Origin of the sequence: Candidatus Micropelagos thuwalensis, from assembly GCF_000469155.1 — a bacterium.
Lineage (GTDB): Bacteria > Pseudomonadota > Alphaproteobacteria > RS24 > RS24 > Micropelagius > Micropelagius thuwalensis.
Genome location: NZ_AWXE01000004.1, coordinates 538,742 through 552,362 on the forward strand (window position 1 = coordinate 538,742; position 13,621 = coordinate 552,362).

The 13,621-nt window shown below is 45.3% G+C and carries 12 protein-coding genes and 1 pseudogene; 7 read left to right on the plus strand and 6 right to left on the minus strand.

All coding sequences use genetic code 11. The annotated features are described in order from the left end of the window. Nucleotides 1–92 precede the first annotated feature (92 nt). Nucleotides 93–875 (minus strand): helix-turn-helix transcriptional regulator, encoded by a 783-nt coding sequence (locus RS24_RS07210; protein ID WP_021777544.1) that lies wholly within the window; start codon nucleotides 873–875, stop codon nucleotides 93–95. A 120-nt stretch (nucleotides 876–995) separates the two neighbouring features. Between RS24_RS07210 and RS24_RS07215 the strand changes: the two genes are divergently transcribed. Next, complete coding sequence (locus RS24_RS07215; protein ID WP_021777545.1) at nucleotides 996–2,114, plus strand: acyl-CoA dehydrogenase family protein; 1,119 nt, start codon at nucleotides 996–998, stop codon at nucleotides 2,112–2,114. A gap of 22 nt (nucleotides 2,115–2,136) precedes the next feature. Here the strand turns inward: RS24_RS07215 and RS24_RS07220 are convergent, their stop codons facing one another. Next, a complete protein-coding gene (locus RS24_RS07220) occupies nucleotides 2,137–2,907 on the minus strand; it encodes a ThuA domain-containing protein (RefSeq protein WP_021777546.1) in 771 nt (256 codons plus the stop codon). Between the two features lie 4 nt (nucleotides 2,908–2,911). Next, entirely contained in the window at nucleotides 2,912–4,318 is a 1,407-nt protein-coding gene (locus tag RS24_RS07225) for an aromatic ring-hydroxylating oxygenase subunit alpha (RefSeq protein ID WP_021777547.1), read from the minus strand. 166 nt (nucleotides 4,319–4,484) lie between these two features. Between RS24_RS07225 and RS24_RS07230 the strand changes: the two genes are divergently transcribed. From RS24_RS07230 to lpdA, 4 genes and pseudogenes are all read left to right on the plus strand, one after another. Then, complete coding sequence (locus RS24_RS07230; RefSeq protein WP_021777548.1) at nucleotides 4,485–5,264, plus strand: SDR family NAD(P)-dependent oxidoreductase; 780 nt, start codon at nucleotides 4,485–4,487, stop codon at nucleotides 5,262–5,264. A gap of 2 nt (nucleotides 5,265–5,266) precedes the next feature. Then, nucleotides 5,267–6,064 carry an SDR family oxidoreductase gene (locus RS24_RS07235; RefSeq protein ID WP_021777549.1) on the plus strand — a complete coding sequence of 266 codons (798 nt, stop codon included), beginning with the start codon at nucleotides 5,267–5,269 and terminating at the stop codon, nucleotides 6,062–6,064. A gap of 37 nt (nucleotides 6,065–6,101) precedes the next feature. Next, nucleotides 6,102–6,881, plus strand: a complete 780-nt coding sequence (locus RS24_RS07240; RefSeq protein WP_021777550.1) for an SDR family NAD(P)-dependent oxidoreductase — start codon at nucleotides 6,102–6,104, stop codon at nucleotides 6,879–6,881. A 37-nt stretch (nucleotides 6,882–6,918) separates the two neighbouring features. Next, a pseudogene (gene lpdA / locus RS24_RS07245) lies at nucleotides 6,919–8,324 on the plus strand (dihydrolipoyl dehydrogenase). 19 nt (nucleotides 8,325–8,343) lie between these two features. Here lpdA and RS24_RS07250 read toward each other — a convergent pair. Together RS24_RS07250 and RS24_RS07255 are read right to left on the minus strand one after the other, a co-directional pair. Beyond that, nucleotides 8,344–8,850 (minus strand): nuclear transport factor 2 family protein, encoded by a 507-nt coding sequence (locus tag RS24_RS07250; RefSeq protein WP_021777553.1) that lies wholly within the window; start codon nucleotides 8,848–8,850, stop codon nucleotides 8,344–8,346. 34 nt (nucleotides 8,851–8,884) lie between these two features. Continuing rightward, nucleotides 8,885–10,246: an aromatic ring-hydroxylating oxygenase subunit alpha gene (locus tag RS24_RS07255; RefSeq protein ID WP_021777554.1), complete on the minus strand. Its 1,362-nt coding sequence runs from the start codon at nucleotides 10,244–10,246 to the stop codon at nucleotides 8,885–8,887. A 138-nt stretch (nucleotides 10,247–10,384) separates the two neighbouring features. Between RS24_RS07255 and RS24_RS07260 the strand changes: the two genes are divergently transcribed. Together RS24_RS07260 and RS24_RS07265 are read left to right on the plus strand one after the other, a co-directional pair. Beyond that, the gene (locus RS24_RS07260; protein ID WP_021777555.1) at nucleotides 10,385–10,792 is read left to right on the plus strand and encodes a GFA family protein; all 408 of its coding nucleotides are present in this window, start codon (nucleotides 10,385–10,387) and stop codon (nucleotides 10,790–10,792) included. A 30-nt stretch (nucleotides 10,793–10,822) separates the two neighbouring features. Further along, entirely contained in the window at nucleotides 10,823–11,797 is a 975-nt protein-coding gene (locus RS24_RS07265) for an alpha/beta hydrolase (protein ID WP_021777556.1), read from the plus strand. A 14-nt stretch (nucleotides 11,798–11,811) separates the two neighbouring features. Here the strand turns inward: RS24_RS07265 and RS24_RS07270 are convergent, their stop codons facing one another. Next, complete coding sequence (locus tag RS24_RS07270; RefSeq protein WP_021777557.1) at nucleotides 11,812–13,425, minus strand: sodium:solute symporter family transporter; 1,614 nt, start codon at nucleotides 13,423–13,425, stop codon at nucleotides 11,812–11,814. Between the last annotated feature and the right edge of the window lie 196 nt (nucleotides 13,426–13,621).

Here is a 13,621-nt window from a genome sequence, read left to right on the forward strand (position 1 = left end):
TTTTGAAATCTACAGAAATATATATTCTTCACTACTAGCTTTTAAAAAAAGCCAGCGGCACTCCCTAAATAACTAGGTTGTTAAGAAGAATATTAAATCAGTATTTTGGAACTCATATTGCTGATATACCCAAGCTGAGTAGCTTTAAAAACCGCCTGACTGCGATTGACAGCATCAAGCTTCATCGAAGCATTATGAATATGAAAGCGAACTGTCGCACGACTACGTTTGATAATCATGCTGATTTCAATATCGGTTTTACCCATTGCAGCCCAACGCAAGCACTCCACTTCGCGCTTAGAGAGTTTCGAACTGCTTGGCAATATCTGAACACGCGGCAAAACATGCATATATGAACGAATAAAGGCGCGCGCATAAAGTCCCAATTCCATGCCAAAATTATCATAAGCCTCTGATAAGTCTGTCATTTTCTCATCAAAAGGATTGAAGCTGACTGCGCCAATCTGACTGAAAGGCATATGAACCGGCACAACAATCGCCGCAGTGGTTTTGGCTCTCTCGCGGAATTTCGAAAGATCAATTTCATCCAGAAACGTATTGGGATGCTGGGTATAGACGCCTTTTTCATTAATCCAGAAGGGCTCGCTCTCATAGCGGCAGGCCATAGTTATCGGCGACTCTAGTGCCAGATAAGCACTTCCAAGCCAGTCATTTTTTCCTTCCCAGCCAAAAACCTCAGTCGCAATTAGCTGACCTTCAACATCAACCAGCGCCTCATTCTTTGCAATGTTATGACTTGCGGCAATGCGCATATTAACGAGTTTTTTAACAATATCACGGAAAGCCTCGGCGGAACTACGAATGTCTTCCGGGCTTTTGATACGAATGTTTTTGAGGTTTTTATCCACTTCCATAGCCGGAAACTAACCTTTTTACTTCACCCTGACAAATTATTTAGTATCAATTAAACGCAATAGAATGTTCTAACCATAAGAGTAGATAGTGCCCAACAGAAATTATAGAAGGTTCCCACTGTGCATTTCCAACTGTCAGATGATCAACAAATGCTCAAATCGCTCGTAGAGCGTTTTGTTCAAGATCATTATGCCGACGGGCAAAGAAACACATATCTGGCAACACCCTATGGATTTAGCCCTGAGAATTGGTGTCTTTTGGGTGAACTGGGGATTATTGCCACCGCCTTTGATGAGGCCGATGGTGGTATTGAAACAGATATCAAAACATTAACAGTGATTTTCGAAGCTTTAGGGCGGGGCATCACAACTGAACCACTTATTGAGTATGCTTATGAGTCTGGTGCGCTCTTTGCCGCCACCGCTTCACCGGAACTAAAATCTGCCTGGATAGATCACCTCATCACCGGCGAGAAGCGCCTCGCGCTTGCACACACCGAACAACGCGCGCGCGATAATCCTCTATGGGTTGAAGTGACCGCCACGCCAAAAGATGACGGGTTTAGTCTGACCGGCTCGAAGTCACTGGTGCCGAGCGGGGTCGGGGTTGATGGCTATATCATCTCTTCAAAATCTGTTGATGGCACACAAGGTGAGGTGTCGCTATTTTTCGTGCCTGCAGAAACGCCAGGCCTTCAAATAGTGCCTTACAGACTTGTTGATGGGCGCGTCGCTGTAAAACTTGATTTTGACTCCATTCAAGTTCCTGCATCCTACAAGCTCGATGGAGGGTTTCAGGCTCTTACAGAGGTACAACAAATGTCCGATATTGCCCGTTGCGCCGAAACGCTGGGGCTGATGGAAACTATGTTTGAGGCGACCCTTGAATACTTAAAGACACGCAAACAGTTTGGAAAACCTCTAGGCAGTTTTCAGGCACTTCAGCATCGTATGGTTGAACAATATGTTGCCATTGACCAGTTGCGGTCTCTCATTATGCGCCTTACGCTTTTAAACAATGATGCGACTGAAGAGCTTGGCAAGATGATTGCTGGCGTGCGTGCCTTTGCTGCTGAAGCCGGAACAGCTTTGGGACATGAGGCTATTCAGCTTCATGGTGGCATGGGTGTGTCAGAAGAGGTTATTGTCGCAACCGGGCATAAAAGACTTATGATGCTTGCGCGTTATCCCTATTCGGCAGAAAGAGCCATGGATATCTATGCCGGCGCACGTGCTTAAGATCTAAAGCTCAAATGTTCTGTTAAGCCTGAATTTCTTCCCGAACCATCCAGTTGATGCCGCGCCTCAGTAGCTTGTAAAAAACCGGCAAGTCCCAAGCGCATCTATCAACTGTCGGCCACCAATCTAACGCAGGCTGCAAATCATAATGCCCACGACAATGACCCAGCGTCAGATACAAAACGGCACCTTTGCCATGCTCTTTGATATAGAAGACAGGGTGCATGCCATGTGCATCATCAGCTTCAACAAAGCCAGTACCGGGCTGGTCACATTCAGCTTCCATTAAAACATCTAAGTCGCCATGCGTCTCGAGATGATACAACTCGTCAGTTGTTTCAAAAGCGTCAACATCCTTAACAAGCGGGTGGTCAGGCTGTGTGACCGTCACTTTGTAAGGCTCAATCGGTGGGTGCGAAATAAATTGCGAACCGAGCAAATCCATAAAAGCTGGCGCCCAGCGTGGCGCATCCCAGAGACCATCATCTAACATTCTAAGAATGGAGTTGGTTCCGTGGAGCGCATACCAACGCCCCCCAGCATTCAACCATTCCTTTAACACTTCTTGCGCGGCAAGAGACGGCACAACATCACATGTATATGTCACGATGCAATCTGCCGCCTGAATCGCCTCAAGATTTTCATAATCTTCAAAAACCCTGACTCTAAAACGCATATCCTCGCCTAGAAGTTTAAGCAATTCGAGGCGAGCAAAATCAATATCATGATATTTTCCTGCAGCGACGAGAATGCAATCAATGCGTTTTGGGTGTTCTTCAGCTACGTCGTTCATTGGACTATTTCTCCAGGTATTTTTCTAATGTTTGATGAAACTGGCGAATACGAATTTCCTGATAATCACCAAGTTGCACCTCACCGGTTTTAGAGGCTTTAAGCCCTTCCTGAACATAAGGTAGATTTTCCATATCCTGTTCAAACACCTCGCCAAGCGCCCCTAGCTCAGGTGCTTCGGTCCATTTCTGATCAACAGAAAGGAACTTCATGGGCGGACTAGCAGGCATAGGCTGATCGGGTGGTATACGGGATAAAATCCGCACTTCCATCAGGCAGTGATCCGGATCTTGCCAAGGCTTCCAGCGGTAAACAATGTTCGGCATGAAGCCACCCCATGGAGCGAAATTAGGAAATACATTGTAAACAATAGCATCAAGAAGCTCGGCATCCGTTGCATCGCTGTGATCATGACCAAAAATTTCAGTATAATATTCCCTGAAGTTCGCCCCTAAAGCGCGACGCGCCGAAACGCCCTCAGGTACTTCAATTTTAAACGGGTCACTATCCGGGTCATAATTTTCAGCAGAACGGCCATTATATTTCACGAACTCATCCACAATCCATTGCTGCTTCTTGTCAGTCGGGTCAATGTGCGGTGAAATAACGCCAAATGGCACAAGATTAACATTTACATTGTCACCCCAGAACCAGTAGGCGCTGTTTTCATCCCCCGTAAAAGGCAAAATTTGAGGGTGTGTGACCAGAGTATGCCAAGCTTCCATAAAGGCTTCGGCTGTAACTTTCCAATTGGCGGGAACGACCTTACCAACCCAAAGAACGGTTGCACATTCCTCGTGCCGCCAGCGCTTAAAATGCTCTGGCAACGGTGCGAGAAACTCTTCTAACGAAGGCCCACCCGGATTTTCTTTGATAAAAATATAGCCGCCCCAGCGTCCGACTTCAGCCTCCGGCAGTTTCATTTTCTCATCTGTCAAATGCCCGAAGTCCCAGCGATTGGGAATTTCGTTTAGGCTGCCATCTTTATTCCAGGTATACCCATGGAAAGGACATTGGAATTTATCGGCACAGCCATCTTCGGTTCTAAGTTTACGACCACGATGCAGGCAGACATTGTGAAACGCTCTGACACCACCATCATCCTGACGGACAATCAAAAAAGTGCGGTCTGCATTGTCAAACACCACATAATCGCCCGGCTCAAGCAAATCTTCTTCTCGCGCGGCGAATTGCCAGATGTTCGGCCACATTTTTTCTTTTTCGAGCTTTTCAAACTCGACAGATGTGTAACGGCTGGCCGGTATAGGGTCTGACCCCAGATACTCATAACTTGGCTCTTTCAGGAAATCCGGAACGGGACGCGCGTCCTCCTCCATCAAATCAACCCAGTTGACTCCCTTAGCTTGTCTTGTCAGATCCTCGCCTGACGGATGTGAAGTTTTCTCTGACATCATATCCCCCTGCATATTTCGGTTGATGCGTTGCGAAATATTCCGCGTACTTGTTAATCATACTGCCTAAAAATAACTAAACCCACAACCTTAACCAAAGCATAGGTTTAATTTTTGTTCATTAAGCAGGATAGTTAGTCCTGGATAGATAAATTAGGGGGATATAATGACACGTCTCGCAAATAAAGTTGCCATCATCACAGGCGGCACATCGGGTATCGGTGCCGGTACGGTGAGAAGATTTATGCAAGAGGGAGCGCAAGTTGTTTTTACCGGCTCGAATGAGAGTAAAGCCGAAAAAGTTGTTTCTGAAACAGGTGCCGAATTCGTTAAGCATCAAGTTCAAGACGCCACAGGCTGGAATAAGCTGATGGAACATGTAAGCGCAAAATATGGGCGGCTGGATATTATGTTCGCCAATGCAGGCACAGAGTCCGGCGATGCAAGCATTGAAGATGTCCCTCTGGAGAACTGGCAGAACCTTCTCGATATTAATTTGACCGGGGTGATGCTAAGCGCACAGCACGCCGTACGCGCCATGCGCAAAAATCCCGAAGGGCCATCCGGGGCGATTATTTTGAACAGCTCGATGAATGCCTATATTCCCATGGGAAATTATGTCACCTATTCGACGACCAAAGGCGCGCTCATTGCCATGGCAAAATCTGTTGCGATGCATTGCGCCAATCAGAGCCTTCCCATCAGATGTAATTCCATTCACCCCGGCGTGGTGGAAACAGAAATGATTAGCGATGTAATTAATGGCGCACCAGACCCGGCAGCAGCCCGTGCTCAGTTTGAAGGGATGGCACCGCTTAAGCGTATGGCGCATGTTGACGAAGTTGCCGCACTGGTCGCCTATCTCGTATCGGATGAGGCGGCATTTATTTCTGGCGCGGATTACAAAATTGACGGCGCAACAACTTCGGGAATGATGGGAGTTTAATCGTGACAGATTATGGTGAACGCATTGCCCTTGTGACAGGTGGCCTGCGTGGTATCGGTCGTGGTATCGCCGAACGCCTACTCGCTGAAGGCATGCAGGTTTATCTCGTAGATATTGAAAGTGATGAAACGGCTGCAGACCTTATGCAGGGGGTTGAAGGCAAAGCATCTTATCTGAAGCTAAATGTCATTGAAGAAACGCAATGGCAATCAGTGATTGGCGAAATTAAATCCGCAAAAGGACGATTGGATTGTCTTGTAAATAATGCGGGCGTTGACTGCGTTGGCCCAGTTGAAGAACTAACCTATGAAAGCTGGCGGCGTATTATGTCAATTAATGTCGACGGTGTTTTTCTCGGCATTAAAACATCTGCACCCTTACTTGCTGAAACAGGTCAAACCACGCCTGCAGGCAGTTCGATTATTAATATAAGCTCAGTTATGGGTAAGGTCGGCTATATCGACACCTCAGCCTATAATACCAGCAAGGGTGCCGTAACCCTGATGAGCAAAGCCGTCGGTGTTGAGTTTGCGACCAAACGGACACCCATACGTGTGAATTCCCTCCATCCCGGCTTTGTGCAAACACCGTTGTTAGATACGGGTATGAACCGCATGGTCGCAGAAGGCCTAGCGGAAAAACCCGAAGACCTTAAAGGCATGATTGCGCAGGCTACCCCAATGGGGCGGATTGCGGATACGTCAGAAATCGCATCTGGCGCATGGTTCCTAACTTCAGATGATAGCGGTTATATGACAGGCGCTGAATTGGTAATTGATGGCGGCTGGACCGCACAATGATAAATAATCACTGCAAGACAAAAAGAAAGGGCGAATAATGACAATCAATCTGGAAAATACAATTGCTCTGGTTACCGGAGCAGCTGGCGGCATTGGCCGTGCCGTTTGCGCAACCATGACCGACGCAGGCGCCAAAGTTATCGCAACCGATATTGCCGACAGACCCGACGACCTCGTCGCCGAAGCCTATTACAAGCATGATGTGACGTCACAAGAGGATTGGCAAAAAATCGCAGATAAGATTGAAAGTTATTACGGGCAGCTTGATGCACTTGTAAATGTTGCCGGACTTTCGATTGTTGCATCTATTGAAGAAACCAGTCTCTCAGAATGGCAGCGTGTAAACGGTATTAATGTTGACTCAATTCTTTTGTCCTTTCACGCCATGCTGCCATTGTTGAAAAAAAGTGGTGAGACTCGAAAAGGCGGCGCTTCAGTGGTCAATTTCTCATCCATCGCTGGACAAAGAGGCGCAGCGTTTAACGCCGCCTATTGCGCCAGCAAAGGTGCTGTGAAAATTTTCACAAAATGCGCAGCGATAGAATTTGCCGCCCTCGGCTATAATATCCGTGTGAACTCGATTCACCCCGGCGGCGTCGAGACCCCAATGCTGAAATCAATTATTGATACCTATATAGATAAAGGGGTTGTGCCATCCCATGAGATCGCAGAAGCCGGCATTATTGCTGACCACCCGATTGGAAGGCTCGGCGTGCCTGAAGATTTGGGCGGCGGCGTCGTTTATCTATGTTCCGACTCTGCGGCATTTGTGACCGGTGCGGAGCTTAATATTGATGGTGGCTTTACTTCTGTATAAAAATGCTAGTTCAAATCTATAGCTGAAAGATCAATTCATGACGGAAAAAACAACGGATCATTTTGACATTATTGTAATCGGCGCCGGACCCGGTGGTTATGTTGCCGCCATCAGAGCTTCCCAACTTGGCATGAAGACTGCCATTTTTGAGAAAGCCGATATGGGCGGCATTTGCCTGAACTGGGGATGCATCCCGACCAAGGCCATGCTGAGATCATCCGAAATGTATGCGCATATGCAAAATGCCGAACATTACGGTCTTTCCGCCAAACCAAAATTCGACCTTTCAGCCATTGTTAAACGTTCCCGCGATATTGCCGCCAAACTGTCAGGCGGCATCGACTTTCTTATGAAAAAAACAAAGTCACCGTCATTAAAGCCGCCGCGAGCCTGAAAGCTTCTGATGGCAATGCACCCGCCGTCAAAACTGGAGATGCAACTTATAGTGCCGACCACATTATCTTAGCCACCGGAGCACGAGCACGGACCATTGAAAGCATCGGGGCCGTTCCGGATGGCAAAACCATATGGACATCGCGTGAAGCCATGGTGCCGGAAACATTGCCAAAAAAATTATTGGTCGTCGGTTCGGGTGCCATTGGGCTTGAGTTTGCAAGTTTCTATAATGGACTTGGCTCAGACGTCACAGTCGTTGAAGTCATGGATCGCATCCTTCTGCAGGAAGATGCAGAAATTGCTGCGCTCGCCCAAAAAAGTTTTGAAAAGCGCAGCGTTAATTTTATGACATCAGCCGAATTACAATCTGTCGTGCCAACTAAAAAAGGGGTGGATGCAACCATCTCTAAAGATGGGGCTTCCCAGACGCTCAGTTTCGACAAGGTTATTCTGGCGATTGGCGTGGTTGCCAATACTGAAGGTATGGGCCTTGAAGACCTCGGCGTTGAACTTGAAAAAGGTGCCATTAAAACTGACAGCTATGGCGCCACAAATATTCCTGGCCTGTATGCAATTGGTGATGTAACAGCCCCACCATGGCTGGCCCATAAGGCATCGCATGAGGCGGTTATTTGCGTGGAAGCGATTGCCGGCCTCTCACCGCATGCGCTGGATAAAAATAAAATTCCGGCCTGCACCTATTGCACACCGCAAATTGCATCTATCGGCCTAACTGAAGAAAAAGCTCTCGCTAAGGGCCATGAAATTCGTGTCGGGCGCTTCCCGTTTCAAGGGAATGGTAAAGCCCTCGCCATGGGTGAAACAGAAGGGCTTGTGAAAGTTGTCTTTTGTGATGAAACGGGAGAACTGCTCGGCGCGCATCTCATTGGTGCGGAAGTTACGGAGCTTATTCAGGGATTTGCGACGGCCATCGGACTTGAAACCACAGAAGAAGAACTTATGCAAACCGTCTTCCCGCACCCAACCTTATCAGAAATGATGCACGAGTCGGTGCTGGATGCTTACGATAAAGTTCTGCACCTCTAGGAAGATCTATTCGTAAACTCTAATTCTCATAGAGGTAATCGTCGGGCTTGCGCGCACCCCGTTCAAGCAACGGCTTCATTTCAGGAGAACTCCAATTCTCCGTAGCGGGATCATTACGGTTCCAGTCATACACAGCTTTGCGATGAGAGAATTTCCATTCATCGCCGCGCTTCTCAAACTTGTCAAAATATCGACCGGCGGCAATCATATCAATGGCTTCATCGCCCTCGCCAATCTGGTGATAGGCAACGAAATATGTCTCTGCACTTGCTTTATCACCCTCTACCTCAACCAGAATATTGCTAATTGTATGCTGCGTGCCATTCATTGACTTCAACAGAGGAATAACCCAAGCAACATAATCTTCAGCCGTTCCAGTGAACAGTCCATGATCGTCCGTGGCGTCAGGCCAGAACAATTCGCGCATCAGCTCTTCATCAACCCTGTCAATGGATCTGGCAAACAAATAAATCAGATTCTTTAACGTGGCTTCGGTTTGGATAAATTCCATATCCAGCGTTTTCATACTTCCCTCCTGCTTTACCCGGTGATGTTGCGTCTCAGCGACCCAACTCACCTTTGATGTAGCGGTCTATATTGTCATGCAAAAATTGAACGCGGCGTTCTTGATGGCACAGAATGGCCTTCTTAAAACCATGCGATCGCATACCCTGCTGGACGATAGGCGCAATATCCACATCCTGATCAATACCAAAACTGATGGACTCTTCACCCCATTTGAACTGCTTATGTTCAATTTCTGCGTCTCGGGTCAGGGTCATATCCATGTGCTCCCAATATAAGGTGTCTTCACCTTCTGGAAATTTAGCAATGGTCCAATAATCAAATAAGCATTTTTCAGGATCATCAGGATGCGGGCGTGAGCGCAATAACCACACATATTCACCCTCAGGGTAAACACTTAGCGCACAGCTTGGGAAAAGGTCATAAAGGAAATTATCTGTTAGCTGAGCATCTGATAAATGGCTAAAATCTTTACCGCGCTCGGCCGACTTATCCCGCTTTGACTTCTGTAGGGCGGGGCGGATTTCTCCGTGCCTGTCTTTATAAGCCTCAGGGTCAATATCCCATTTCGTCAACATGTGCGTTATGGAATCAGGCAAAGTATTTTGCGGCTTAAAATTAGGGCTTGGGTCGCACCCCAGCAATATCATTCTTGAGTGCCCGCCATTATAAAGATCATATTGAACGGACTCTTTATTTTCATTTACTGTTTCCATGAGTTGCGGATGTAATGTGCGGATATGGTAGCCCTCCTGAAAATTATCAATCACGACTTTCCAATTACAAGGCAATTCAACCGTAAAATGCTCCACACGGAAACCATCATTAAGCTGCCAGCTTTCTAATTGCTCTTTCATATCACCGAGGAAGTCATCAAGTCCTGGAGCATCATCATCCAGACAGTACCAGACAAACCCAGCAAATATTTCGGTTCTGAAGTCTGCTAGTCTGACATGTTCGCAAGGGTCTCTTTCAAAATCATCTCTGTCCTGGGCTTCGACAAGTTCCCCCTCCAGACCATACTTCCAGCCATGATAGATGCAGGAAAAACTGTCCATGGATCCTTTCTCCTGAATAACGAGCTTGGCGCCGCGATGCTGGCAGATATTGTAGAAGCCATTAATGCCGTCCTTACCTCTTACAAAAAGCAGAGGCTCATGCCCGAGATCACATGTAAAAAAATCGCCGGGCGCCGCGCAGTCATCCGCCATGCCAGCAATCATCCAGACCCTGCGCCACATATGTGTCCATTCCTGATCCTTAAATTCCTTACTGGTATATCTGTCGCCCGTTATCTCAACCTTGAGAAGCACCGGCTCGGCGGCTTTGGTGGTAGTTTTATCGCCCGGATAGGCTTCCGACGGCGTAATGTTACGTTCTTCCATAGTAAGTGACATTGTGACCTCCTCAAATTAGGCTTAAGCTTAATCTAACATTATTATAACGACACCTAGAACTTGTGGGAGTAGCGATGCAAGCTTAAAATTTTGAAGCTTGTGATTAAGTAACGGTATAATGGAGTAGGGGGAGAATATATGATCACAGGGTCATGCCTATGCGGGCAATTATCATATGAATTGGACGAAACCAAAACAGAGGCGCAACTTCATTGCCACTGCCGAGATTGCCAGAAAGTTACAGGTTCCGGCAAAGCCACGATTGTCATGTTACCCCGCGAGAATTTGAGACTTTCAGGAGAACACAAACTTTATAAAAGCCGGGGAACGGATGGCTCGCATGTCGCAAGGGGATTTTGCCCGATATGCGGTTCGCAAATGCTGACTTTTGTGGAGGAAATCCCCGATCACGTTTTTGTTAAGGCTGGCACAATGGATGACTCATCTTGGGTCAAGCCAGAAGCGAATTGTTGGCACGACTCGGAAAGTTCATGGTCACCTGTAGATCCAGCTCTAATCAGTTTTGATAGGAACCCACCAGCCTAAAAATTTAAACTAAATTATGAAGCCAATAAAATGAACTCTACGAAACACCTAATTGACGAGATTAAAAATATTCTAGATCATCTGCCTGAACTAATGAAAGAACCGATAACGGCAGATAATTTAATCGAGAAGCGTGAAGCCTATGGATTGATCGCTGCTGAGATGGCAAGAGAACAGCCAGCGATTGAGGGGATTGAAACATTCGAACTTTCGGCTTCTAACTCTCAAGACAATTTCAAGGTGCCATTATTTTTTCATCGCCCAACTAACGTCGACAATTCGCTACCTTGCCTATTATGGATACATGGGGGAGGTTATATAATTGGTTCAGCTGAAAGTGATGCCTTCATGGCAAAACAAGTTGCTAAAGTGTTAGATTGCGCTGTTGCCGTTGTTGATTACCGTCTTGCGCCAGAAAACCCTTACCCGCTCCCTCTGCAAGATTGTTACGCTGTGCTAAATTATATTTTTGATAATACAGAAAGCTTAAATTTAGATGCCAAAAAAATTGCGGTTCTAGGCATTAGTGCTGGAGCTGGCTTGGCTGCTGGCCTAACGCTTTTAAATAGAGATGAAGCGGTAAATAATTTATGTGGGCAAGTTCTTCTCTACCCTATGTTAGATGATAAAAATATTTTAGCAGCAAAAGGCCCTGATGATAATTTTCTTATTTGGCCGCGTGAAAGCAATCTATTTGGGTGGCAGTCCTACCTCGGCAAATTATTTGGCGAAGCAAATGTGCCCCCATATGCGGCAGCAGCAAGGTCTGAAAATTTGGCAGGCCTTCCTAAGGCGCTAGTCATAGTTGGTGATCTAGACTTATTTGTTCAAGAAGACATTACCTATGCATTGGAGCTAATTAATGCAGGGGTACCAACTGATCTGCATGTTTATTCTGGTGGATGCCATAGTTTTGATAAAATCGCCCCAGAGTCGTTGCCTGGAAAACGAAGTGCTCAGGAGATTGAATTATTTTTATCTGAAATTTTTAGCAGCCCAAGCTAAAAGTAACCGAGAGTTTATGGGCCTATAAAATATAGAAATGAAATTAAAGCGATAGTCCAAAAAATAAGTAAACAAAATTTTACGTATGGAACAGAATTTGACATTAGTTTCAGATAGCCACTTGAGGTCCAGATCGCCTCTATAGGTGCCCGTGAGGATGGTTTTAGATATGAGATTAAATATCCAACGATAATAGTAAAAATAAAGCCTGTTACATTCCACCATAGCCAAGATATACCGCTAACATAAATCCATAGATATGAATTTAAAATAATACCGGCAATAAATCCGAGGCATACTGTGGTGCCATCCGTCCTCTTACTCAACAGCCCAAGAGTAAAGACACCAAGAATGGGGCCATTTGCTAAAGAACCAATTTTATTTACTGCAATAATAACTGTAGAGGCTAAGTCTCCAACCCAAAAACTTCCCATTAAGGCAAGGCCTCCCCAAAAAACAGTCAATAGCCTGCAACAATATAAATCCTGAGAGTTAGTCCAATTTTCTGACCAAAAAAATTTTCTCACGAAGTCTTCCATTGATACTGCCGAGAGACTGTTAATCACTGAGTCAAGGGATGACATAGCTGCAGCAAATAGTGCAACCAACGCAAGCCCAACTAATCCCTTAGGGAGTTCCTCTATTAAAAAAAACGGCACAGCCAAGTTGTAATTTGGTTTGGAGCCGTCTAAAGCGAGGAAATCTATAAAGTCGGGGTTGCTTATTGCATAACCAGCCAATCCAACCCCAATTAAACAATAAAGCAGGACCAATGGGAAACGCATTAAACCATTTATGAAAAGAACTTTTTGTGCCTCTTCCTGATTTTTAGCACAAAGGCCTCTTTGGATTTGGCTCTGATCACACATGTAATATGATATGTATAAAAGTGTTCCACCAATAAACATTGGCCAAAACGAAAAATCGTGACCATCTCCAAATCCATGGTTCTTGAAGTCTAAAGCTACATTCCGATTTTCTGGCAGCACTGAAAATAAAGCGCTTAGCCCTCCAGCCTGACTTATCAAAATATTTAGGACTAAAGACAAGACAAAAACTAAAATTAGCATTTGTATTACGTCACTAAATACAACAGCCTTTATGCCCCCCAAAAGGTCATAAACCACTGTTACAAAGCCAAATATCATAACAGAGGTAAAAAATGAAAGACCTGTAATTAATTGAATAACAACCGAAACTCCATAAATTGTAATAGAGGCAACCACTAATCTTGTTACTAAAAAAAATGCGCTGAGCAATAGTCTGGTTTTCTCATCAAACCTTATTTCCAAATATTCATAGACTGAAATTACCCTCAAACTAAAAATTATCGGCATGATGAAAATCATAGAAATTAACATGGCTAAAGGTAATGCAAGTTCATATTGAAGCCACACAAGCCCACCACCTGAAGCAAACGCCACAAATGCAGGGGCGCCCAAAATACTATTAGTGGAACATTGTGTTGCTAAGACTGATGTAGCCAATGGCCATGCACTATAGGAATTTGCAGTTACAAAATATTCTCTTTTATTTTTAAGAGACAAAGAAAAATATGCACTGATTGATAAAATTCCGATTAGATATGTAATGATAACCATCCAATCAAGAAAGCTCAGTAAACCCATAATTCATTTGCCTTTCTAGTCTCGATTATTTGCTTTTTACCTCAGAGAGTTTTTAACAAAAAATTTAAACTTTATAATGATGCATGGCTGTGATGCATTTTTGCAACAACATTGTTTGGAATTTTGATTTTAGACATAACTAGTCAATTATTTAGGTTTGTTTAGGCCATTTATTTGCGAAAAGTATTTCAAGTCG

What these genes read in the sequence shown, in the direction of transcription:
- RS24_RS07210 (WP_021777544.1), bottom strand. Translation starts at nt 875, where the DNA reads ATGGAAGTGGATAAAAACCTCAAAAACATTCGTATCAAAAGCCCGGAA.
- RS24_RS07220 (WP_021777546.1), bottom strand. Translation starts at nt 2,907, where the DNA reads ATGAACGACGTAGCTGAAGAACACCCAAAACGCATTGATTGCATTCTC.
- RS24_RS07225 (WP_021777547.1), bottom strand. Translation starts at nt 4,318, where the DNA reads ATGTCAGAGAAAACTTCACATCCGTCAGGCGAGGATCTGACAAGACAA.
- RS24_RS07230 (WP_021777548.1), top strand. Translation starts at nt 4,485, where the DNA reads ATGACACGTCTCGCAAATAAAGTTGCCATCATCACAGGCGGCACATCG.
- RS24_RS07240 (WP_021777550.1), top strand. Translation starts at nt 6,102, where the DNA reads ATGACAATCAATCTGGAAAATACAATTGCTCTGGTTACCGGAGCAGCT.
- RS24_RS07250 (WP_021777553.1), bottom strand. Translation starts at nt 8,850, where the DNA reads ATGAAAACGCTGGATATGGAATTTATCCAAACCGAAGCCACGTTAAAG.
- RS24_RS07255 (WP_021777554.1), bottom strand. Translation starts at nt 10,246, where the DNA reads ATGTCACTTACTATGGAAGAACGTAACATTACGCCGTCGGAAGCCTAT.
- RS24_RS07260 (WP_021777555.1), top strand. Translation starts at nt 10,385, where the DNA reads ATGATCACAGGGTCATGCCTATGCGGGCAATTATCATATGAATTGGAC.
- RS24_RS07265 (WP_021777556.1), top strand. Translation starts at nt 10,823, where the DNA reads ATGAACTCTACGAAACACCTAATTGACGAGATTAAAAATATTCTAGAT.
- RS24_RS07270 (WP_021777557.1), bottom strand. Translation starts at nt 13,425, where the DNA reads ATGGGTTTACTGAGCTTTCTTGATTGGATGGTTATCATTACATATCTA.